Annotated in this window: 24 protein-coding genes, 1 pseudogene and 1 other annotated feature; of the genes and pseudogenes, 16 read left to right on the forward strand and 9 right to left on the reverse strand. The window is 38.5% G+C overall.

Annotated features, from left to right (window positions below; all coding sequences use genetic code 11):
• Positions 1–659, forward strand: a pseudogene (locus tag B4H39_RS00715) (hypothetical protein); the annotation flags it as partial.
• A 101-nt stretch (positions 660–760) separates the two neighbouring features.
• Here the strand turns inward: B4H39_RS00715 and B4H39_RS00720 are convergent.
• The gene (locus B4H39_RS00720; RefSeq protein WP_251423032.1) at positions 761–1327 is read right to left on the reverse strand and encodes a TetR/AcrR family transcriptional regulator; all 567 of its coding nucleotides are present in this window, start codon (positions 1325–1327) and stop codon (positions 761–763) included.
• A gap of 136 nt (positions 1328–1463) precedes the next feature.
• Between B4H39_RS00720 and B4H39_RS00725 the strand changes: the two genes are divergently transcribed.
• Both B4H39_RS00725 and B4H39_RS00730 read left to right on the forward strand, forming a co-directional pair.
• The gene (locus B4H39_RS00725) at positions 1464–2342 is read left to right on the forward strand and encodes an ABC transporter ATP-binding protein (protein ID WP_251423035.1); all 879 of its coding nucleotides are present in this window, start codon (positions 1464–1466) and stop codon (positions 2340–2342) included.
• A gap of 12 nt (positions 2343–2354) precedes the next feature.
• Positions 2355–3995, forward strand: coding sequence for an ABC transporter permease (locus B4H39_RS00730; protein WP_251423038.1), 1641 nt, complete (start codon positions 2355–2357; stop codon positions 3993–3995).
• A gap of 21 nt (positions 3996–4016) precedes the next feature.
• Here the strand turns inward: B4H39_RS00730 and ntdP are convergent, their stop codons facing one another.
• A complete protein-coding gene (gene ntdP / locus B4H39_RS00735; protein ID WP_251423089.1) occupies positions 4017–4547 on the reverse strand; it encodes a nucleoside tri-diphosphate phosphatase in 531 nt (176 codons plus the stop codon).
• Positions 4548–4619: 72 nt separating this feature from the next.
• A complete protein-coding gene (locus B4H39_RS00740; protein WP_251423040.1) occupies positions 4620–5498 on the reverse strand; it encodes a phosphoesterase in 879 nt (292 codons plus the stop codon).
• Between the two features lie 360 nt (positions 5499–5858).
• Between B4H39_RS00740 and B4H39_RS00745 the strand changes: the two genes are divergently transcribed.
• Together B4H39_RS00745 and B4H39_RS00750 are read left to right on the forward strand one after the other, a co-directional pair.
• Positions 5859–6320, forward strand: coding sequence for a hypothetical protein (locus B4H39_RS00745; RefSeq protein ID WP_251423043.1), 462 nt, complete (start codon positions 5859–5861; stop codon positions 6318–6320).
• Positions 6321–6475: 155 nt separating this feature from the next.
• A complete protein-coding gene (locus B4H39_RS00750; RefSeq protein ID WP_202231018.1) occupies positions 6476–7489 on the forward strand; it encodes a rhodanese-related sulfurtransferase in 1014 nt (337 codons plus the stop codon).
• A gap of 198 nt (positions 7490–7687) precedes the next feature.
• Here the strand turns inward: B4H39_RS00750 and yidA are convergent, their stop codons facing one another.
• Both yidA and B4H39_RS00760 read right to left on the reverse strand, forming a co-directional pair.
• Complete coding sequence (yidA, locus tag B4H39_RS00755; protein ID WP_251423046.1) at positions 7688–8500, reverse strand: sugar-phosphatase; 813 nt, start codon at positions 8498–8500, stop codon at positions 7688–7690.
• 26 nt (positions 8501–8526) lie between these two features.
• Positions 8527–9825 (reverse strand): HD domain-containing protein, encoded by a 1299-nt coding sequence (locus B4H39_RS00760; protein ID WP_251423049.1) that lies wholly within the window; start codon positions 9823–9825, stop codon positions 8527–8529.
• Positions 9826–10019: 194 nt separating this feature from the next.
• Here B4H39_RS00760 and B4H39_RS00765 point away from each other — a divergent pair, with 194 nt between their 5' ends.
• The 6 genes from B4H39_RS00765 (at position 10020) to rpmA (ending at position 13783) form a co-directional block, all read left to right on the forward strand.
• A complete protein-coding gene (locus B4H39_RS00765; RefSeq protein WP_251423052.1) occupies positions 10020–10397 on the forward strand; it encodes a DUF1934 domain-containing protein in 378 nt (125 codons plus the stop codon).
• Position 10398: 1 nt separating this feature from the next.
• A complete protein-coding gene (locus tag B4H39_RS00770; protein WP_251423055.1) occupies positions 10399–11565 on the forward strand; it encodes a DUF998 domain-containing protein in 1167 nt (388 codons plus the stop codon).
• Positions 11566–11645: 80 nt separating this feature from the next.
• A complete protein-coding gene (locus tag B4H39_RS00775; protein WP_251423059.1) occupies positions 11646–12554 on the forward strand; it encodes a diacylglycerol/lipid kinase family protein in 909 nt (302 codons plus the stop codon).
• 183 nt (positions 12555–12737) lie between these two features.
• Positions 12738–12810 (forward strand) — a sequence feature (ribosomal protein L21 leader region).
• Between the two features lie 33 nt (positions 12811–12843).
• Positions 12844–13158 carry a 50S ribosomal protein L21 gene (rplU, locus tag B4H39_RS00780; protein ID WP_003136338.1) on the forward strand — a complete coding sequence of 105 codons (315 nt, stop codon included), beginning with the start codon at positions 12844–12846 and terminating at the stop codon, positions 13156–13158.
• 3 nt (positions 13159–13161) lie between these two features.
• Positions 13162–13506 carry a ribosomal-processing cysteine protease Prp gene (locus B4H39_RS00785; RefSeq protein WP_202231024.1) on the forward strand — a complete coding sequence of 115 codons (345 nt, stop codon included), beginning with the start codon at positions 13162–13164 and terminating at the stop codon, positions 13504–13506.
• Entirely contained in the window at positions 13499–13783 is a 285-nt protein-coding gene (gene rpmA / locus B4H39_RS00790; RefSeq protein ID WP_004257956.1) for a 50S ribosomal protein L27, read from the forward strand. The genes B4H39_RS00785 and rpmA overlap by 8 nt, the downstream gene beginning before the upstream one ends.
• 99 nt (positions 13784–13882) lie before the next feature.
• Here rpmA and B4H39_RS00795 read toward each other — a convergent pair whose 3' ends face one another.
• The 3 genes from B4H39_RS00795 to B4H39_RS00805 form a co-directional block, all read right to left on the reverse strand.
• On the reverse strand, positions 13883–14515 hold the full coding sequence (locus B4H39_RS00795) for an ATP-binding cassette domain-containing protein (protein ID WP_251423062.1): 633 nt from the start codon (positions 14513–14515) through the stop codon (positions 13883–13885).
• A gap of 6 nt (positions 14516–14521) precedes the next feature.
• On the reverse strand, positions 14522–15694 hold the full coding sequence (locus B4H39_RS00800; RefSeq protein WP_202231026.1) for a hypothetical protein: 1173 nt from the start codon (positions 15692–15694) through the stop codon (positions 14522–14524).
• 69 nt (positions 15695–15763) lie between these two features.
• Positions 15764–16048: a hypothetical protein gene (locus B4H39_RS00805; protein WP_202231027.1), complete on the reverse strand. Its 285-nt coding sequence runs from the start codon at positions 16046–16048 to the stop codon at positions 15764–15766.
• Positions 16049–16305: 257 nt separating this feature from the next.
• Between B4H39_RS00805 and ald the strand changes: the two genes are divergently transcribed.
• From ald to B4H39_RS00830, 5 genes are all read left to right on the forward strand, one after another.
• The gene (gene ald / locus B4H39_RS00810) at positions 16306–17412 is read left to right on the forward strand and encodes an alanine dehydrogenase (RefSeq protein ID WP_251423065.1); all 1107 of its coding nucleotides are present in this window, start codon (positions 16306–16308) and stop codon (positions 17410–17412) included.
• 122 nt (positions 17413–17534) lie between these two features.
• Positions 17535–18503, forward strand: coding sequence for a PhoH family protein (locus tag B4H39_RS00815; RefSeq protein WP_251423068.1), 969 nt, complete (start codon positions 17535–17537; stop codon positions 18501–18503).
• The gene (locus tag B4H39_RS00820) at positions 18496–18969 is read left to right on the forward strand and encodes an NUDIX hydrolase (RefSeq protein WP_251423070.1); all 474 of its coding nucleotides are present in this window, start codon (positions 18496–18498) and stop codon (positions 18967–18969) included. Before B4H39_RS00815 ends, B4H39_RS00820 begins: the two co-directional genes overlap by 8 nt.
• A 21-nt stretch (positions 18970–18990) precedes the next feature.
• The gene (ybeY, locus tag B4H39_RS00825; RefSeq protein WP_251423074.1) at positions 18991–19479 is read left to right on the forward strand and encodes an rRNA maturation RNase YbeY; all 489 of its coding nucleotides are present in this window, start codon (positions 18991–18993) and stop codon (positions 19477–19479) included.
• Positions 19463–19924 (forward strand): diacylglycerol kinase family protein, encoded by a 462-nt coding sequence (locus B4H39_RS00830; protein WP_271328253.1) that lies wholly within the window; start codon positions 19463–19465, stop codon positions 19922–19924. Before ybeY ends, B4H39_RS00830 begins: the two co-directional genes overlap by 17 nt.
• Before the next feature lie 3 nt (positions 19925–19927).
• Here B4H39_RS00830 and B4H39_RS00835 read toward each other — a convergent pair whose 3' ends face one another.
• Positions 19928–20329, reverse strand: a complete 402-nt coding sequence (locus B4H39_RS00835; RefSeq protein ID WP_237459990.1) for a ComF family protein — start codon at positions 20327–20329, stop codon at positions 19928–19930.
• Between the last annotated feature and the right edge of the window lie 189 nt (positions 20330–20518).

Below are 20518 nucleotides of genomic sequence, written 5' to 3' on the forward strand. Positions count from 1 at the left end.
GTTCTATCGATAACAACTGGGGGAACCCGGGACAAGATGATAATGTCCAACCCGACCAAATCAACTTTAGCATCATGGCACCGGGGACGATCTTTACTATGGCTGGGGAGCAGTATCGTTATTTGGAGAATCAGGGTGGTGGGAATCATTTGATTATTCGGAATAGCGTGTTTGGTGCGAGTTTCAATAATCAAGTAGAACGAATTAATAATTGGTACACTTCCCTTGATCCAACAGTTCAAGCAATGGTTCAACCTGTAGCAGATCATTTTGTGACAGGAGAAGTTGATTGGGATTCTCTTACCTTTGACGGACCAGGAGAACGCTGGATACCTAATAACTTGTACGATTTTCCCGAAGTTGAGGTTGATATAAGTCAAGTTGATTCAAGTGGTAGTCCACGTGCCTTTGCACTATCTTTAGCAGATGTGACACGTCTATCGGGTACAGGTCGTGCTTTTCCTAATCACGTAGGCCGCATAGAAGGTGGTCCAAATCATGGTTTCTGGTGGCTTCGAACGCCTAGCACAAGTTTAGACCATGGACTGCGTGTGCTTGGAGGCCAACCTAATAATCCGCTAAATGGTGTAATTTCTATGGGGCCAAGAAATGCCGCCGCTGCCGGTGGCGCTCGTCCTGCCCTCATCGTCCATCAATAAAGTAAAATAGCGACCAGAACCAAAAATCACCCAAGACGGCACTTCTACATGCCTCATTGAGTGATTTTTTATTGGATTCCATAACTCCGATAAAGTGGAGTTTATTCCCCTTTTTTTAGAGAATTGAGAAACATTTCGGTTAGGTGCTCAGAGTGTTTTATCATTGTTTCTAATGGGATAGATTTCATTCCTTCGCTGATAATATCGACGTATAGAAAAAGGTCTTCATCCGTATAGTCTTTCGAAATTTGTCCTTCTGCACGCCCTTTTCTGAAAAGTTCTTGGTAAACAAGGTGTTGAATTTCACGTGTATCTTCATCAAAAAAACTTGGATTTGCTGCATATTGTTTTATCATATTTTGCAGAAAAATATCGGTCATCAACTGAATTTGCTTCATTTTGAAGTGATAGATTTGGCGAAACGTTTCACGAAAATCTGCATCGGTAGCAATTATTTTTTGAATATTCTCAACCATAAAGTCAAGTTCTTTTCGGATAACCAGGTTCATCAGCTTGTTTTTATTTTCATAATATTTGAAAATGGTTACCTTAGAAACATGAGCCAGTCGAGCAATTTCATCCATAGAAATATCGGAAATTAAGCGCTCTCTCAATAGCTTTGTAGTCACGTCCAGAATAGCTTTTTTCTTTTTCTTTGTTTGATTCATTTTCTTCCTCTCCGCAAAAAAAGAATTCTTTATAAAATTATATCTTTTAATTTGAACTTATTCAACCAAAAGAGTACAATGTGAACTATAAAGGTATATCAAGTTCAAAAAGGTCATGGAGTGAGGAGGAAAAGCAATGCAAAAGATTGTTGAAATAAAAAACTTGCAGAAAAATTTTGGTAAATTTCAAGCTTTGAAGAATGTTACATTAGATGTGAATGCCGGAGAAGTTTTGGGCTATATTGGTCCCAATGGTTCAGGAAAATCAACAACGATTCGTGTTTTGCTGGGGATTATTAAAAAGAGTGGAGGTTCAGCCACAATATTTGGTAAAGATGTGTGGACGGATGCCATTGAGATTCATAAGAAAATTGCTTATGTGCCTGGCGATGTCTATCTTTGGCCCAATCTTTCTGGGGGCGAGATTATTGACCTTTTCTTGAAGTTACATGGTCATGCAGATTTAAAAAAACGTGATGAGCTTATCAAGAAGTTCGAACTTGATCCAAAGAAAAAGGCGCGTAGCTATTCCAAAGGAAACCGTCAGAAGATAGCCTTAATTGCGGCCTTAGCCACGGATGCTGAACTTTATATATTTGACGAGCCAACCAGTGGTTTGGATCCCTTGATGGAATCGGTTTTCCAAGCTGAAGTCCAGCGTCTCAAAAAAGCGGGGAAAGCCATTATTTTGTCCAGCCATATCTTATCTGAAGTCGAACGTCTAGCAGATCGTGTTGCTGTTATTCGAAAAGGAGAAATCGTTGAAACAGGGTCACTTGATGATTTACGTCATTTGACACGTGATACTTTTAAAGTCGAAACTAATCAAGCGCCAGAAGCGTTGCATGGATTAGAGGGTGTCCATGATTTGCACCGCAATGGCAATAAGGCTGTTTTTCAGGTAGACTCGGATAAAACGGATGTTATCTTAAAAACCTTACTTAAGTATGGGGTGAAGAAGTTAGAGTCTACACCACCAACTTTAGAAGAGCTTTTCATGCATCATTATGAGTAGGAGGTGAACGCTATGGACAAACCTTTAAATAAAACCTTTAGTATGCTGGGGGCTTTACTCAAGAGAGATTGGCTAAAACTTGTCTTTTGGATAGTTGGTGTGCTGGCCTTTGCAGCGTCGGGAGTGGGTAAATTCGAGCTTATCATGCAGACTGACAGTCAACGAGAAACCATGTTTAATGTTTTTCAGGGACCAGCTATGACGGCATTGTTCGGTCCTATGACGGTCGCTCAAGGTAAAGATTTTACCGCGGCTGCAGCTTATGGCACGACCATGCCTTTAATTACGGCAATAACATTCGCTGTTGTTGCGATTATCTATGTTATCAATCGTACACGAAAAGAAGAAGAAGATGGAATCGCTGAAGTTTTTCGCTCTTTTCAAGTCGGAAAATTAGCCAATACGACAGCTCTTGTTATTGAACTCTTTGTTTTACAAGTCTTGATTACGGGGGTTCTGGCGACTTCAATCCAGTTGCAAAATATTCCGGGTATGACTTCTTTTAGCGAAAATCTCTTGTTTGCCTCTGCTATAGGCGTCCAAAGTTTACTTTGGGGCTTGTTCGCTCTTGCCTTTGCGCAAATCTTTTCCGACTCAGGCAGTGCTAAAGGTGCTACTTTTGGCTTGCTTGGTTTGCTCTATCTTGTTCGTATGGGAACAGACACACAAAATGTAAATTGGGGCTATTGGAACCCCTTAAGTTGGTCATATCTGACCAGTCCCTATGTCAAAAATCATTGGCTTCCTCTCTTCCTCGCTCTAGGATTGAGCCTTGTTCTTCTCGCTCTTGCTTATTTTCTTGAAATTAGACGAGATGTCAATGCGGGCTATATTCCGGAGGTGAACGGTAAAGCGCATGCTTCTAAAAGCTTACTCAGTTTTACAGGACTTACACTTCGACAACAACGTACAGCCAGTATCGGTTGGATTTTTGGGCTTTTTGTGCTGGGAATCACCTATGGGTCAATGATTGACCAAATCAGCGGTTTTGTTGAATCCAGTCCAACCATATCCAAACTCTTTAACATTGACCCTCATCTGGCAAACGAAACCAGCAGGGCGGCAAGTAAAGCCATGATTGAAAGCTTTATGTCAACAATATTTATGATTTGTGCGGTAATGGTTGCTTGCTTTGCGGTTACTTCACTGATGCGGATGGTAACAGAGGAACGAAAAAATCGACAAGAACTACTTTATGCCATGCCGATTAGCCGTTATAAAGTTTATGTAACTTATATGATTATCTCTTGGATATTAGGCGCTCTTGCTCAGTTTGCTGTTGTGCTTGGCATCTATCTCTCCCAAGCCAATAATGACAATGCGTTCAGTTTTGCTAAAGTAGCTGCAGCGGGGATGTCTTGGACTGTTGGGATTTTCTTTGTCCTTGGGATTTTAGGCTTTCTAATGGCCGTGCTTCCACGTTTTAGCGCGCTGATCTGGGTTTATCTCGGCTTTGCGTTCTTCATGAGTTATATTGGCAACATATTGAATCTCCCCGCTTGGTTAAATAATTTTAATATTTTCCACCATATTTCAAGACTTCCGGTCGAAACAATGAACTGGGGCAATTTTGTATTTATACTTGCTTTAGCAGTAATATTTGCTCTGATTGGCATGTTTATTTATCGGCAACGTGACTTGATTGGCGATTAATTAAAAAATAGTCCATCTGGACTATTTTTTTAATTGATGATAGCGATTGTACCAAATGTCAACATACTCCTTGGAGAAAGGTCCACGTTCATTATTTATCCAATCAACAAGAATTTTTACATTTTCTTTCAAAATGTAGTCAATCTCAGGAGAGTAGTTCATTTGTTTCCTGTGACGTTCATATTCCTCAACGTCTAGGAGTTTTTTCTCGCCATCTTTAAATACTTTTACATCGAGATCATAGTCGATGTATTTCAGGGCCTCATTGTCCAAGACAAAAGGGCTCGCAAGGTTGCAGTAATAGCTGACGCCTTCCTCACGAATCATAGCAATGATGTTAAACCAAAACTTTTTGTGGAAATAAACGATTGCAGGTTCACGTGTGACCCAACGACGGTCGTCTGACTCGGTTACAAGTGTGTGGTCATTTACACCAATAATTGAATTTTCATTTGTTTTCAGTATCATCGTATCTCGCCAGGTACGATGTAAACTGCCATCATGTTTATAGCTTTGAATCGTGACAAGGTCGCCTTCTTTCGGAAGATTCAAGGCTTCACCAACTTTCCAAAATTCAAAGTTCTCGCTTATCATTATAGCATAATATTCAAAAAGTTTCTGAACTCAGCTTGGCAGTTCAAAAAAACTTAAGCTACTAAGAAACTCCTTTGACAGATTCTGTTCACGATAATTTTGCCAGCTATCAAGCGACCTGATTGCCTGATATCTTTTACGCAAATGATAGTGTTCTTCTATCTGATATTCGGGATAATCTTGGAGGAAATCGCTGACCATTTGCCATTCGTAAGTATAACCTAAAGGGCGTGAGTGATAGGTAATCCCGTCTATAGTTTGAGTAGAAATCCGATGATGCGCATGACCAAAGACGACATCTGTAATTTGAGGATACTGGGTAAAAAGTTGGTGGAAAGCTTGAGAGCCAAGATAAGCATTGAAGCGTTCAAACTTTTTATAAGCTGTATTAATAGAAAAAGCTTTATGTGGGACAAAATGCATGGCTATGATGATACGGCCGTCAAAGTTTAAGCTTTGTAAAATCTTTTCCAAGGTGTGAAGACTTTTTTTAGTCGTTAGTGGATCGTTATATTTGCGCTGGATTTTGCGGTCAAAATAAAAATTATTTTTAAAGGCAAGAATATTATCGTAAGAATAATTGTCAGCAAGAGAGTAGTCATACCAGCCATGAAAAGCTATGAGGAGACTATCACCAAAATATTTGAGAGAAAAGTCTTGTGCGTTGATTTCTTCTTCAGATAAATGTACCATGTCGTGATTCCCAAGATTGTGACTAATGTCGAAAACAGTAGATAATTTATCGAAAAAGGGCTTGGTGATTTTTTTATAGTCATTGGACATATCGCCTGCAAAGTGCAAATCTGTTACATCCTGACTCTGTAAAGTATCAACTAAAACCTTGATTTCAGTATCTGTAAATTCATTAACATCTAAATGCAAATCTGAAAGCAGTGCTAATTTTTTCATAGTTAAATTATAACAGAAGCGCAAGACAAGTTCTAATCGTCCCAACTGAAAATTTAACCGCTGCACCAATGCTAACGTTTTCATTAGTTAATGAAAGACTATCCTGCTGAACATTTAGCCCACTTTGAATTTTGAGGGCAGAAAAATGACAAAAAAGCAATGAAAAAGAGCTGATTTTCCAGTGATTTCGTCCCAAATGCTGTGCAGAACCTACTCTATTCCGTTAAAATATCTCATTTTTATATAAAATTACGTTCATAAGGTTGTCATAATAAAATAAAGGTCAGCCTAGAGTCCTAATGATAATTTTGATATAATGGAAGAGACTAAAATTATTATTAGAAATTACATAGGTTGTATATGAAGAATACAGTAAAAATATTTCAAGGGATTTCAAGAATTCTCTTATTCGTTGTTGGTTTAGCATTGCTCTCAGGCGCTCTCGTTTTTACTGGGGTTCATATGGCCAACAAAAATGTTATAAAAACAGAAGTAAGTGGCATTATTGTCCGAGGTGATGAGGGTTTTAAAGAGGTCAATTATACCTTTGAGGGTATAGAATATCAAGTACGCCCTTTGGACACTTATTTTAGGAAACTTGGAACGATAGATGATAAAATAAAAGTTTATGTGGATAATAATCGTCCTGGGCGTGCCTTTTTAACTTATCATGGGGATGGATTGATGCGAACAGCTGGTATATTGGCAGGATGGGGCTTGCTTTTACTCATTATTTTGCTGGGAGAAAGACAGCTGATGAGTCGCATGCGAAAGCTAGAGGAGCTTGCTGATAAAGAAGAAAATGGAACTACTCTTTCGTAAGAGGAGTTTTTTTATTATGGTTTCTAGCCAATTTTGTTCTGATAGGGGCAGCAAGAAAAAGTCCGTTGAGCGGTATTTGACTTAAAACAAACTTTGTTCATTAAAAAACAAGCGCATTGCTTAAAAAGAAAATGGAGCTATGCTACTATAGGAACATGACTATCTTACACAATAAAATTTCAAATAAAGAATTAAAAGAGCGTTTGGCAGCTGAAACAGAGCCTCGCACCACGCTTTCTTTTTATAAATATTTTAATATCAGTGCCCCTCAACAATTTCGTGATGATTTGTATAAAAAATTTGAGGAATTGAAAGTTTTCGGGCGTATTTATATCGCTGCTGAAGGAATCAATGCTCAAATCAGCCTACCAACTGCAAATTTAGAGGCTTTCAAGACCATACTTTATCAAGCTGCGCCTGAATTGGATGGGATTCGTCTTAATTATGCAATTGCTGACGATAGACAATCCTTCTGGGTACTGCGAATGAAGGTTCGCGACAAAATCGTTGCAGACGGTATTGACGATCCGACATTTGATCCTTCAGATGTAGGGCATTATCTTAAGGCAGAAGAAGTTAACGAAATGCTTGGAAAAGAAGACACAATATTTGTGGACATGCGCAATCATTATGAGTATGAAGTGGGGCATTTTAAGGATGCATTGGAGGTTCCATCTGCAACGTTTCGGGAACAATTGCCCATGGCTGTCGACATGTTGAAAGAGGACAAAGATAAAAATATTGTAATGTACTGTACGGGTGGTATTCGATGTGAAAAAGCCAGTGCTTTTATGAAGCACAAGGGCTTTGAAAATGTTTACCACATTGAGGGCGGCATTATTGAATATACACGCAAAGCAAAAGAGCAGAATCTCCCGATTGAATTTATTGGCAAAAATTTTGTCTTTGATGAACGTATGGGAGAACGTATCACGGATGATATTCTTTCGACATGTCCTCAATGTGGTGAAGCTTGCGACAGACATACAAACTGTAAAAATAAAGCTTGTCATCGCTTGTTTATTCAGTGTTCAAACTGTGCAGAGCGCTTTGAGGGCTGTTGTTCACAAAGCTGTGCGGAAGAACTCCACCTGCCAGATGAAAAGATAAAGGTGCTGATAAGAGAACGTGCAGCCGACCCAACTTTTTTTACTAAAAGAAGGGGCTAAAAGCAAAGAGTTATATAGGCAGCAAGAAACTGATTTTAGGTAAAACAGCAAAACAAAAACGCTTAACCACATTTTAATGGCTTAGGCGTTTTTTCTTACTGCAAAATATTGGGACTATTCTTTTCACCAAGGACCACTCTGAACAGTGCTCCCAATATTACCAGAGGTATTGGTCCACATAAAGCTTCTTCAAGGAGCTCACTTGTAGTCTTTCAAAACCCATTCATTAATCGCATGGGCCACACCAGACTCGGCGTTAGACTTAGTGACATATTTGGCGATTTTTTTCAGTTCCTCCTTACCATTCTCCATAACAACAGGATTTCCCACAGCTTCAAGCATAGAACGGTCGTTTTCTTGATCTCCAATAGCCATGAGCTCATCAACATCTAGGAAAAGCTTCTTGGCTAAATGCAAGACGGCATTCCCCTTGCTCGCCTTTTTATTCATAAATTCTAAATAGAAAGGTGTTGACTTCACCATGTTATAACGTTCAAAAAACTCAAAAGGCAAGTAAGCAATGGCATTATCTAAAATATCAGGTTCATCAATCATCATCACCTTAGCAATTTCAAGCGCAGCAATCTCTTCAGGTTGACGGAAGTAAAGAGGCATGTTGACTAATGATGCTTCGTGCACAGTGTATTTTCCGATATCACGATTACTTGTATAAATCCCTTTTTTCGTAATAGCATGCATATGGACACCAATCTTGCGTGCCGCGGCATCGATATCCAAGACGTCCTCAGCTTCCAAAGTTTCCATGATAAATTCTTCCCCCGTTGCACGCTGGACTAGGGCACCATTATAGGTAATGACATAGTCACTGTAGTCTGTCAATTCAAGTTCTTCAAGAATATTCTGAACACCCATGAGTGGACGGCCTGTGGTGATAACAACTTTTACTCCAGCGGCCTTTGCATCAGCAATCGCTTGCTTAACTTCAGGTGTAATTTTACGGTCAGGGTCCAACAAAGTACCGTCGATGTCAATAGCAATAAGTTTAATCATTTGTTTTTTCTCTTTTCTAATTTGATTTAAAGATTTGTACGGATCAATTGGTTAAATTCAGGATTTTTCAGCATGACTTTCGGAAAATAAAAGCGACTGTTTCCGTGAATTGTACCAGCAAGACTAGCAACGATAGGTGATACTTCGGAAAGTTCAGTCAAGCTGCCATCTTTCTGTAATATTTCAATTTGAGTGCGTGGTTTGTTAGAATTTGGACGATAGAAGTCATAAGGCAAGTCAAAGTTGTTATGTGTACCTGTAAAATAATGCGGATCAAATCCTTCTTTTTCAACAAGTTCTCGCAGCTGATCCAAAAGAGGAGCCTCTGAGCTAAAGAGATCAAGTTGTTGTTCTTGATCTTGGGTAAATTCCATTGATTTGAGCAAATGGCGATTGATGTACATGCTGGCAAGCTGAGACAAGGTATCGTCTGCGTTAGACATCCAAGATTGGAAATAAGTATTCATTACCCCATCATCTAGAGAAAGATAGTGATGTAAGCTCTGTCTATTTTCAAAGAAAGGTACCAGTCCTGGACTTGTTTGAGCAAAATATTCTTGATCTAACTGGTATAAAACCTTTGCTCTTTGAAGCAAGTTCTGCAAGATAACCTCCATTGAACGACTGGCAGGGTGAAAATAAACTTGCATATACATTTGGTAACGACTGACGATATAGTCTTCAACGGCATGCATACCAGAAACTCTAAAAACTATTCCATCCTCATGAGGAGCAATAACACGCAAGATTCTTGTCAGATCAAACTGTCCATAAACTGCGCCAGTATAATAAGCATCCCTTAAAAGATAATCCATTCGGTCAGCATCAATTTGACTAGAGATAAGTTGGACAACCTGAGGGTTTGGATAGTCATGTGAAATAACAGAAGCAACTTGTTCAGGAAAGTCGGGCCCTACCTTGCGTAATACAGCGTTAATTTCAGTAGAGGGTGCGGTAATAATTTCCCGGGTCATCGCTTCATGATCTGTAGCAAAAAGACTTTCAAAAGTATGCGAATAAGCGCCGTGCCCTACATCATGTAATAAAGCAGCACATTGGGTAACGAGATTTTCCTCAGGATTCCACGTTTCTGGGTAGCTCTTTGTGAACCAGTCTGTTATAGTTTTTGCAATGTGATAAACACCCATGCAGTGAGAAAAACGACTGTGTTCAGCACCGTGAAAAGTATATGAAGATGTTCCAAGTTGTTTGATACGGCGCAGACGTTGGAATTCCGCAGTGTTGATTAAGTCATATATAATTTGGTTTTCTACGTGAATATAGTCATGGACAGGATCACGAAAGACTTTTTCGAGATGAGCCATAAAAACCTCCTTTGCATTTGTAAGTAAAGTTTTTTGTGGAAGCCATTGATTTTAAAGCAATTTTTTCAAACAAGAGTTACCAAAAGCAGTCAATATCTGGGTGAAAACTCTTGCATTACTATAATTTAATTATAACGGAATTTACTGCAAATTGCTATTTTACTAATAATGCAAGTTATAGTAAAATAACATTTATGGAAATTATTATTCGGAATCGCATTATTATTGATGGACAAGAAGAATTTATTCGTGAAACTTTTGATGGAGAAGTTAAAAAATTAGGAAGTAAAATTGCATTGTATTATAAAAATGCTGAAGAAGAAAAAGTGCTAATAAAATTTGATGAAAAAGAGTTAAGTATGACACGCTATGCTGAAAAGCCGGTAGTCATGCGTTTTCATAAAGAAATGTCCACACACACAATCTATGAGGGGTTAGGGCGCTTAGAAATTGTGACAGATGGCTTTCATATGGATGAGGGATTAAACCATGTGAAGTTGAAATATCGCCTAAGTCAGAATGATATTCCCATCGGGGAGTACCGCATGAGAATTGATTGGAAAAGGAGTTGATATGAAAAAAATACTTCTCCCTAAGGAACTTTATGAGCAGTTAGATTTAGCAAGAGAAAAAGAAATTGAAGTTGTTAAAAACAATAAAAACAGCTTTACCATACGTGCAAAGACACCAAATAAAAAAGAAGATGCAGCCCGAGTCTTTCTGATACCAACGGCAATCAGTACGCTTCTCTTTTTTATTGTTAGTCAAGTGATGGGCCTAGATCAGATTTATCTTTCAGGTACTGAATCGATTTCTACGGGAGTTTTAGTTATTGCTAATGCTGTTGCCTTGACATCTTTTATTACTGCATTTATTAAGAAGCGTAAAGAGCTTTATCATATAATGCGTCCACGAGTGTACTGGCGAACTTTTCTTTCCGTTATTCTTTCAGTCTTTATTATTGTAACATTAGCATTAATTGCTCTATTTTGGTTTTTAAATCAGCTGTTCTATGGCTTAAGTTTTGATGTGTTGACATCAGTCTTGATCTTTGCTATTTTTTCAGCGATTTTGAATTACCTGCTTATCTTTGTTGTGGACACGTTTTCTATACAAATGATGATTAATATGCTTATCATGGTATCTGTTGGTGGGCTGGTAGCAAGTATGGCAGCTAATAACAACCAGTATTGGTGGCGAAAAAACTTTAGCTTATTAGGGACCAGTGAGTCAAACACGAGCTTGCAATTTAATATGACTTTGGTGGTATCGGCTGCTTTGATGATTGCCTTGTTTGATTATATTTTTGTATTAATTCGTGAGAAGTTAGGAAAGCGGATACGCTTTATGGTTCTCCAAATTTTACTGACTTTGTGTGCGATATCTATTGCGTTGGTTGGCTTAATTCCGAACAACGGTACAGGATTGGCGCATATTATGCACGATGTCGCTGCACAATTAATTGTCTTCTTTATGAGCTTATCTATCCTCGGTATACGTTGGTTTTTGCCGGATTTGGATAAAAATATGTACCGTATTTCTTATGGTCTCGCTTCCTTGATTGCCCTTGGCTATTTCTTATGGCATCCCTTACATTATCTTAATCTCACAGCCTTTGAAATTCTTTCCTTTAGTTTATCATTTGCTTGGATCATGCTTTTAATAAATAATCTTGTAAGAATACTGTTCAATACTCGGGTAATCTATCTTGTTGATATTGCGAAAGAGAAAGACGTTTAACAGGAATGAAATAAAATGTTTTATTTGTGCCCTTACAAAAGAGAAAAAGTTATTTTTATATAAAGTGAATAGAGGAGAATATGAAAAAAGTAAAAGTGTTTTACAATCAAGCTTCTGGAAATAATGATGAAGAAGAAGTTTTAAATACAATCAGGCAGTTTTTTGCTAAAAAGGAAAATCAAGATTTTCAGTTGGAGTTTGTGAATCCAGAAAGTCCAGAAGAGGCTGTTCGTTTAGCCAAAAAAGCAGGGCAAGAAAAGACAGATTTGATAATAGCTCTGGGAGGTGATGGCACGATTAACAAAATTTGTGGTGGAGTGTTTGAAGCTGGCGGAGATTCAATTTTAGGAATTATACCAAACGGGACAGTGAACAATCTTTCCAAATCCCTTCGTATCCCTCAAAACATAGAAGCTGCACTTGGAAATCTAAAACATGGTAGGAGGCAAAAATTTGATATAGCCAAGGTGAATGATGAGTACATGATTTCAAGCTTAACCTTGGGTATTTTGGCAGACATAGCTCAGAATGTGAGCAGCACTGAAAAGAAAAAGTTTGGACCTTTTGCCTATCTGAAGGATGCCTACAAAGTTATTCGTCATAATAAAAGTTATCATATCGAACTCAAATATAATGGTAAAACAAAAGCTTTAAAAACAAAATTATTGCTCATCACGATGACGGATACCATCGGTGGAAGGCAAGCACTTTCGCTGGATGCTAAGGTGGACGATGGCCTTATCCGAGTTTATTCCTTGAAGGAAATTCATCTTTTCAAAATTTTATTCCACTTAAATAAGCTACGTAAGGGCAAAGTGGAGGATTTTATGGACATTACTTATTTTGATACCGATCATTTAGAAATAGGTATACAGTCAAATAAAACGAAAGATGTTCCTTATTCAAGAATTGACGGAGATAAGAGTTCTCCGCTTCCACTGGATATTAAAGTTTATCGCAAAGGTCTGACTACTATTGTGCCTAAATAAAACGTGTTTATAGCTTTAAATTATGGACTATTTTTTTATCAACTGAAAGTAGTTTTGAAACATGTAACAGATTTTGTCCTCTCTTTGAATTTGGCAAAATACAGAGATAAAATTACCTTTGTCGTACCTCTTGAAATTAAGAGGTATTTCTGTTATACTTATGTAGTTGTCTTTGTGGTCTCCCATAAAGTACAACCGCACGAGGTATCGTTCAAGTAGCATAAGCTCACGGTCCAAGGCGAGTCTTACAGCCGTTTAACGGCAGAAAATCTAACAAGGAGGAATCACAATGTCAAACTACGCAATCATCAAAACTGGTGGTAAACAAGTTAAAGTTGAAGAAGGACAAGTCATCTACGTTGAAAAACTTAACGTTGAAGCAGGTCAGACTGTAACTTTTGATGAAGTTGTTCTTGTCGGCGGTGCTACTACTAAAGTTGGTGCTCCACTCGTTTCAGGTGCGACAGTTGTCGGTGAAGTTGAAAAACATGGTAAACAAAAGAAAGTTGTTACTTTCCAATACAAACCTAAAAAGCACTCACACCGTAAACAAGGTCACCGTCAACCTTATACTAAGGTTGTCATCAAATCAATCAACGCTTAAGGCATGATTGAAGCAGTTATCAGGACAAAGCGGGATAAAATAGTTTCCTATGAAATCTCGGGGCACGCTGAATCAGGTGAATATGGCCATGATGTGGTCTGTGCAGCTGTCAGTGTCTTGTCAATTACAACAGCAAACAATCTCTATGAAATGGCAAAGATTAAACCCATTGCCAATATGGAAGATGGTTATCTTTATGTTGAAATACCTTTGAGTACTCCTGAAAGACAAGGCGAGTTGGCTCAGACACTGCTCCAAGCATTTGAAAATGCTATGCGAGAAGTATCTAAAAATTATAGCCAATATATTACACTTAAAATTGAAAATGGAGGGCAATATAATGCTTGAACTTAATCTGCAACTCTTCGCCCACAAAAAAGGTGGGGGTTCTACTTCCAATGGTCGTGACTCACAAGCTAAACGTCTTGGTGCTAAAGCATCTGACGGTGAACTTGTAAGCGGCGGTTCAATCCTTTTCCGCCAACGTGGTACACATATCCATCCAGGTGCTAACGTTGGTCGTGGTGGCGATGATACTCTCTTCGCTAAAATCGAAGGACACGTTAAATTTGAAATGAAACGTGGTAAAAAACACGTTTCAGTTTACCCAGCAGTAGCTAAATAATGGTAAACGAGTCTCTCTTCGGAGAGGCTTTTTTTGTAAATATAAAAGAAAAGACAATGAGGGAAGGCCTTTCTTAATGGGCAGATTCATGTCTTTTCTTTACATAAACACTTGTGTTTCACGGATTAATTTTTGTGCTTCCTTAAAGTCTAGGACATCATCAAAGCCATATTTTGAAAGAAAATAAACCTTATCGCAATATCTTTCAACTTCTTCTAAGATGTGTGAAGTAAGCAAGATAATTTTTGTTTCAGAAAGCTCTTTTAAGATTTGAAATGCTTTGGCACGCATTGCATTGTCAAGTCCATTCATCAGTTCATCGACGATGATAACATCTGCTTCAAGACTGACCGTATAAATAAAGGCCAGTATTTCTTTCATACCTAGAGAATATTTTTTTATCGGCTTTTCAAAGAAACGTGAAGCGGAAAACAAGGGCATATATTTTTGGGCATGTTCCCACTCCTTTCCTCTCAAAACTTTAATATAGTCCGCTGCTTTGAGATTGCTATCAAAAATATCAAGTGTCGCCACATAGGAAACTCTTCCTTGATGCCAACCATCAGAGATAAGAATCTCTCCCTCAAAGTTCATCTCATCATTGATTGCAGTAAAAAGGGTAGACTTTCCTGTTCCATTTCGACCGATGATGCCATAAAGACCAGGTCTATCAAGGGTTAAGCAAACGTTACTGAGTGTGTGAGTTGTCAAGTTGTTTATTGCAAGTTTCATAATATATTATGCCTTTCTATAAATATACTTTGTAAAAAGGAAGTGGCTTGTGCTGTAGAAAATAATGGTACAAGAGAGAAGAACAAGAGCACCAATCCCAAGTGAATTCCTACCAAAGAGAAAGTCTCCAGAAGTTGGCCACGAATTTTCACCATTTGAAAACTGAAGGACGGTGTTGATATCTAAGTAGGTCAAAGGAATCCATTTGATGATTGTCTTCATCACTTCATGCGTATGGATAACAGAATAAGTGACTAGCAGTAAAGCGATAATCGCTGAAGGAATGTAAGCTTTTCTGATAAACTGTGAGAGGAGCTGTCCTAAACTTGTAATAAAGAGGATGGCCAGAAGTAGATAGAGCAGGCGCCAGAGCAACTCCTCGCCCTGAAATAAATCATAAGTTGCCCCAACGACAAAGTCAGGAAAGTTCCAAGAGCCCATGCCAAACTGGAGTCCAGCGAAGAGCGCAAAAACCAGCAAGGCAAAAAGAATAAGCAGGAGCACAAAACCAGCAGGGATAAACAGATGCTGGAAATGTAGCACTTTTTTATCCTTTTTCATCAGGTGGTAATAACGCAAACCATTAGGCATTTCCATCGCTAAGGTGTCCCCACAGATGAAAGTCAGCAGGATTAAACCATAAAGTCCTCCTAAGCCAATCAAAATATATTGGGCAGCGCCTAGGCCTGAGGGATTGAGTCCTGGAGCTTGGGTAAAGTCTTGCCCACTGTTTAGAACTTGGTGATACCACTTTGACATTGATTTGATATGCTCATGTCCTCCAACAAGAGAAGACTCTTCGCCTTTCTTTTCAGCTTCCTCCAATTTTTTTAGCGTCTTTTCGTTGTGAAGGTTCTCTAAACGCCAGAACTCCTTGTAATTGTTTTTTTCCAATGCATGGAGCTTTTCTTTATTTAATTTTAAATCTTCTTGCAATTCGACTAAAATTTCTTGGACATTTTCTGGAGGATTTTCAGATTCAATAAGAATTTCGGTCTCTTTAATATTTTTTTCATTAAAATGGATGTTTTCTTGCGTGATAACTTTTTGATTTATGTTAGTAGGAAGATTGGTTCCCACGGTTTCAAAGGCAATGAACTGGAGAATTAAGCCGATCAACAATAAGGAGAGAAGTACTTTGTTTTTATTGTTACTTAAAAATTTTTTTAGTATAAACATATTTTTTTCCTCATGAAAAGAGCGAAGGGAAAACAGTATATGTTTCCCTTTCGTCATTGTGTACTTCACTTAGTAAGTGTCGTAAATATAGGTTCGATAATAGAGTTTGCTCTTTTTATCATAAGAAAAATAAATCTCACGAAGTTTGTAACCCCGTATAACCCTCAATTCACGGTAAAAGGTCCGAACAAGTATACCTTGTGGTGTGTATACTCTTTGATGCACGACAGTAGCCACCCAGACTCTGGGTGCTGGTTTCTGAACGTCATTGGCCTGCGCTAAGCCAGATCCCGAAAAAAGTGCAAGAGCAGTGAGCGCAGTAATGATGAATTTTTTAAGATTTTTGCTTGGCATATGTTTTCCTACTTTCTATATAAATTATTGCGATACTATGTTTCAGTTCCTCCTTTCAATACATAATATCTTTTTTTGCCTTACACTGTATTAGACGTCAATACATTTTACTTTTCACTAAAAATATATTTTGTAGAATAGAAAACAAAAATTTCTTATTCTTCTAAAAAGGGGTGTTTTTTTCCCTTTCTCAAAGTTAAGCGCTTTATTTATGCTATATTTACTCTATAGTGGATACAGAAAGTGGAGGAAAAACAATGATTATAGGTGTTGTCAAAGACCTGAAACAAGGAGAAGAAAGAGTGGGCATGACACCAGAAAATGTAAAAATTCTGGTAGAGGCCGGTCATCAACTTTTTGTAGAAAATAAAGCTGGTGCAGGAGCTGGTTTTTCAAATGAGCAGTATATTGAAGCTGGTGCTGAGATTGTTGACCGTGCCAAGGCTTGGGAAGCAGAACTTCTTGTCCGGGTAAAAGAACCCCTGGAAGAAGAATACCAATACCTTAAACAAGGTCAAATCATTTGGGGCTTCTTGCATTTGCCAGCCAACAAAGCCTGCGTAGAGAAGATGATGGAAATGAATATTACGGCTTTTTCCGCTGAAAATATTGCGGCTGATGGCATTTTTCCTCTTTTGAAACCTTTAAGTGCTATTGCAGGGAGACGCGCAGTTAATCTTGGACAGTATTACTTGGAGAAACAGCATGGAGGGCAAGGGATTCTGCTTCCAGGTATTCCTGACAGCGGGATTGAAGCAGGACATGTTGTGATATTTGGTGGTGGAACGGCTGCCGAGAATGCAGCAGACATCGCCTTGAGTATTGGCTGTTCAGTTGTTATATTGGAGCTGAATGATAAGCGTATACAGGAGCTTGAAGCACGTTATTTAGGAAAAAACATTCAGATTATTAAGTCAACAACGGAAGCTTTGGAAGAACATATCAAAGAAGCAGATGTATTTATTTCAACAATTTTGATACCTGGTGCTAAACCGCCTAAACTTGTGAAGGAATATATGGTTAAGTTGATGAAACCTAGTTCAGTTATTGTGGATATTGCTATTGACCAGGGTGGAACAGTTGAAACGATTGAACATGCAACCAGTCATGCAAACCCCGTATTTGTAAAACATGATGTTATCCATTATGCAGTGCCTAACATGCCAGGAGCGACACCTAGAACATCAACTTTAGTGATGTCTAAAGGTAATATAGAATACTTGAAGCTCATTGCAGATAAAGGTTTAGATGAAGCGTTGGCCGCAAGCCTTCCTCTTACCTCTGGCATGAGTGTCTATAAAGGACAGATAGTTTCTCTTGCTTTAGCGGAATCTATCGACCTGCCCCATGTAGAGAAAAAATAAGCTAAAAATCATTGAGATATTTGTCTCAGTGATTTTTTATTTGCAGGTGTGAACACGTATAAGCTCTGAAATATGATATAATGAGACAAAGATTATAAATAAAAGAACAGGAAGGTATTTGTTTGGCTAAACATTCCGTAGAGTTTAAGTTGGAAAACCCCGAAGATGCAGTTTTGCTTTTTGGCTCACAGGATAAAAATGCACAGTTGATAGAATCTCAACTTGCTGTTGATATCAACTACAGGGGAGAAAGGGTGCAGATTTTTGCGGATAACGAGAATGCTCCTGAGCAAGCACGTAAGGTTCTGCAAGCGCTCCTGGTCTTAATTTCACGGGGATTACCTGTACACAGTTCAGATGCAATGATTGCAATCAAGATGGTGTTGGAAGATAATATTGAAAATTTCATCACACTTTATGAAATTGAATTGACGAAAGATGCTGTGGGGACACCAATCCGCTTAAAAAATGTGGGCCAAAAACTTTATGTAGACAGCGTAAAGCATCACGATGTCGTGTTTGGCATAGGACCTGCAGGGACAGGCAAAACTTTCTTAGCTGTTGTTATGGCTGTTCAAGCATTGCGTAATGGACAAGTGAAGCGGATTATCTTGACACGTCCGGCTGTTGAAGCTGGTGAAAATCTCGGCTTCTTGCCAGGCGATCTACAAGAAAAAGTAGATCCTTATCTGCGTCCTGTTTATGATGCTTTATTCCAGATTTTAGGAAAAAATGCAACCGAACGGATGATGGAGCGTGGAATTATCGAAATTGCACCTCTAGCTTACATGCGTGGACGTACTTTAGACGATGCCTTTGTTATCTTGGATGAGGCCCAGAATACAACAACGATGCAGATGAAGATGTTCCTCACGCGCTTGGGGTTCAACTCAAAAATGATTGTCAATGGGGACATCTCACAGATTGATTTGGCTTCTAAAGTAAAATCTGGCTTGATTGATGCGCAGGAAAAACTTTCTGGTTTAAACAGTATTGATTTTGTCTATTTTACAGTTAAAGATGTCGTTCGTCATCCTGTCGTGGCTCAAATTATCAATGCTTATGAGAAAAAAGGAGACAAACATGTCTGAAGGCTATGTTCTTGACTTGCGCAAAATATTAGGTCCCCGACCACTTGTGATTGCTTGTGCGAGTCTCATTATTTATAATGATGAAGGGATATTGCTCCAAAAGCGTAAAGATACAGGCTGTTGGTCTTATCATGGTGGTTCGATTGAGCCGGGAGAAACGGCAGAAGAAGCTGCAAGACGTGAACTGTTCGAAGAAATAGGACTGACTGTGAGTGATATGGAATTATTTACAGTATGTTCTGGAGAAGAGCAGCATTTCTGCTATCCCAACGGTGATGAAGTGCATATCGTTGATGTTGTTTACACAAGTAATGAATTTTCAGGAGCAATTCTTCTTGAAGCCAGTGAAGTCACAGATGCACGCTGGTTTCCTTTTGAGCAGTTGCCCAAAGATGTTATGCCTTCTACTCAAGCAGCTCTTTTAAATTTTGCAAAAAAGATGATGGAACAAAAGCATATAAAGTAATAATAAATAATAGGGAAGATAATGTATATCGAATTAGTTGATGAAACGGAACAAGTTTCAGAAGAGATTATCGAACAAACAGAAAAGCTATTAAAATTTGCGGCAGACTATATTAAGCTTGCGGAATCTAAGGAAATGGCTGTAACTTTTGTTGATAATTCACGTTCACAAGAAATTAATCTGAAATATAGAGAAAAAGATGCACCAACGGATGTCATTTCTCTCGAATATAAGCCGGATGAAGAAGAATTTTTCTTTGACGAGGATATGGAAATTCCAGAAGAATTGATGACAGAGTTGGATCCCTTTATCGGTGAGCTCTTCATTTCAATCGATAAGGCAGCAGAGCAAGCAAAAGAGTATGGGCATTCTCTTAAGCGTGAATACGGTTGGTTAGTGGTCCACGGCTTCTTACATATTAATGGTTACGACCATTATACTCCAGAAGAAGAAGCGGAAATGTTCGGACTTCAGGAGGAGATTTTGACTGCTTATGGACTTAAAAGATAAAGAAAAAGACGTAAAAATTTTTAATAAGGAAGATTTTGCTGACGGGGAAATTCCTGTGAGCTCGGAGCGCAAACGTTGGAAAAATACCAATATCGTCTCCAGTATGGAGTTTGCAATTACTGGAATTTGGACGGCTTTCAAAGAAGAAAGAAACATGCGTAAGCATGCTCTTTCTGCAGTATTGGCTTTGATTTCAGGTATTGTTTTTCAAATTAGAGAGTTTGAGTGGCTTTTCCTTTTCCTGGCTGTTTTTTTGGTTTTTACTGCAGAATTGTTGAACTCGGCTATAGAAAATGTTGTTGATTTAGCTGCAGACTACCAATTTCATTTGCGGGCCAAGAGAGCTAAGGATATGGCTGCTGGAGCTGTTTTAGTAATCTCTGGTTTTGCTTTGCTTGTAGCTTCCTTTATCTTTCTACCTAAAATTTGGAATATCTTTTTCTAAGAGTTAGCGACAAAGTGAGAAACTTCTTACGTCTTGGGCACCGGCTTCTTTCAGAACGGTTATAGCATGCTGTAGAGTACGTCCTGTAGTGTAGACATCATCAATAAGTAAAACTTTGTTAGGAACCTTTACTTTTGCTTTGAGAGTGAAGGTGTTTTTATTTTGCAGTCTTTTATTCCTGCTAAGGGTGTGCTGCGAAAGACCCTCTTCTTTTTCCAAAAGGGGCATGAAGTGAAGATGATCAATAAAGCCTACGACTTGATTAAAACCTCTTTCTTGCAAGCGTTTTTCACTTATAGGAACAGGGACAATGGTATAATCTTTTTCTTTCTTAAAGTAGTGACTAAAGGCTTTACGTAAACGATAATCTCCCATAAATTTATAACGACTAAAATAATCTTCCATGGCTTCGTTGTAAGTGAAGATTGCTTGGTGTTTGATGATTATCCCTTCCTCGTCTTCCCAGAAGCGGCAATCTGAACAGATACCATTTACTCCAGTTTTGAAACATCGGCTGCAGTGAGGTGGTTTTATGAAGTGGAATTTTGAATAACAAGAGGAACAGAGTCGAGGAGATTGAGGAAGGAGAAGGAA

It is taken from the genome of Lactococcus sp. UBA7128 (genome assembly GCF_002492185.1).
GTDB classification, from domain to species: Bacteria; Bacillota; Bacilli; order Lactobacillales; family Streptococcaceae; genus Lactococcus; species Lactococcus muris.

What these genes read in the sequence shown, in the direction of transcription:
- B4H39_RS00720 (WP_251423032.1), bottom strand. Translation starts at nt 1,327, where the DNA reads ATGAATCAAACAAAGAAAAAGAAAAAAGCTATTCTGGACGTGACTACA.
- B4H39_RS00725 (WP_251423035.1), top strand. Translation starts at nt 1,464, where the DNA reads ATGCAAAAGATTGTTGAAATAAAAAACTTGCAGAAAAATTTTGGTAAA.
- B4H39_RS00730 (WP_251423038.1), top strand. Translation starts at nt 2,355, where the DNA reads ATGGACAAACCTTTAAATAAAACCTTTAGTATGCTGGGGGCTTTACTC.
- B4H39_RS00740 (WP_251423040.1), bottom strand. Translation starts at nt 5,498, where the DNA reads ATGAAAAAATTAGCACTGCTTTCAGATTTGCATTTAGATGTTAATGAA.
- B4H39_RS00745 (WP_251423043.1), top strand. Translation starts at nt 5,859, where the DNA reads ATGAAGAATACAGTAAAAATATTTCAAGGGATTTCAAGAATTCTCTTA.
- B4H39_RS00750 (WP_202231018.1), top strand. Translation starts at nt 6,476, where the DNA reads ATGACTATCTTACACAATAAAATTTCAAATAAAGAATTAAAAGAGCGT.
- yidA (WP_251423046.1), bottom strand. Translation starts at nt 8,500, where the DNA reads ATGATTAAACTTATTGCTATTGACATCGACGGTACTTTGTTGGACCCT.
- B4H39_RS00760 (WP_251423049.1), bottom strand. Translation starts at nt 9,825, where the DNA reads ATGGCTCATCTCGAAAAAGTCTTTCGTGATCCTGTCCATGACTATATT.
- B4H39_RS00765 (WP_251423052.1), top strand. Translation starts at nt 10,020, where the DNA reads ATGGAAATTATTATTCGGAATCGCATTATTATTGATGGACAAGAAGAA.
- B4H39_RS00770 (WP_251423055.1), top strand. Translation starts at nt 10,399, where the DNA reads ATGAAAAAAATACTTCTCCCTAAGGAACTTTATGAGCAGTTAGATTTA.
- B4H39_RS00775 (WP_251423059.1), top strand. Translation starts at nt 11,646, where the DNA reads ATGAAAAAAGTAAAAGTGTTTTACAATCAAGCTTCTGGAAATAATGAT.
- rplU (WP_003136338.1), top strand. Translation starts at nt 12,844, where the DNA reads ATGTCAAACTACGCAATCATCAAAACTGGTGGTAAACAAGTTAAAGTT.
- B4H39_RS00785 (WP_202231024.1), top strand. Translation starts at nt 13,162, where the DNA reads ATGATTGAAGCAGTTATCAGGACAAAGCGGGATAAAATAGTTTCCTAT.
- rpmA (WP_004257956.1), top strand. Translation starts at nt 13,499, where the DNA reads ATGCTTGAACTTAATCTGCAACTCTTCGCCCACAAAAAAGGTGGGGGT.
- B4H39_RS00795 (WP_251423062.1), bottom strand. Translation starts at nt 14,515, where the DNA reads ATGAAACTTGCAATAAACAACTTGACAACTCACACACTCAGTAACGTT.
- B4H39_RS00800 (WP_202231026.1), bottom strand. Translation starts at nt 15,694, where the DNA reads ATGTTTATACTAAAAAAATTTTTAAGTAACAATAAAAACAAAGTACTT.
- B4H39_RS00805 (WP_202231027.1), bottom strand. Translation starts at nt 16,048, where the DNA reads ATGCCAAGCAAAAATCTTAAAAAATTCATCATTACTGCGCTCACTGCT.
- ald (WP_251423065.1), top strand. Translation starts at nt 16,306, where the DNA reads ATGATTATAGGTGTTGTCAAAGACCTGAAACAAGGAGAAGAAAGAGTG.
- B4H39_RS00820 (WP_251423070.1), top strand. Translation starts at nt 18,496, where the DNA reads ATGTCTGAAGGCTATGTTCTTGACTTGCGCAAAATATTAGGTCCCCGA.
- ybeY (WP_251423074.1), top strand. Translation starts at nt 18,991, where the DNA reads ATGTATATCGAATTAGTTGATGAAACGGAACAAGTTTCAGAAGAGATT.
- B4H39_RS00830 (WP_271328253.1), top strand. Translation starts at nt 19,463, where the DNA reads ATGGACTTAAAAGATAAAGAAAAAGACGTAAAAATTTTTAATAAGGAA.
- B4H39_RS00835 (WP_237459990.1), bottom strand. Translation starts at nt 20,329, where the DNA reads ATGGAAGATTATTTTAGTCGTTATAAATTTATGGGAGATTATCGTTTA.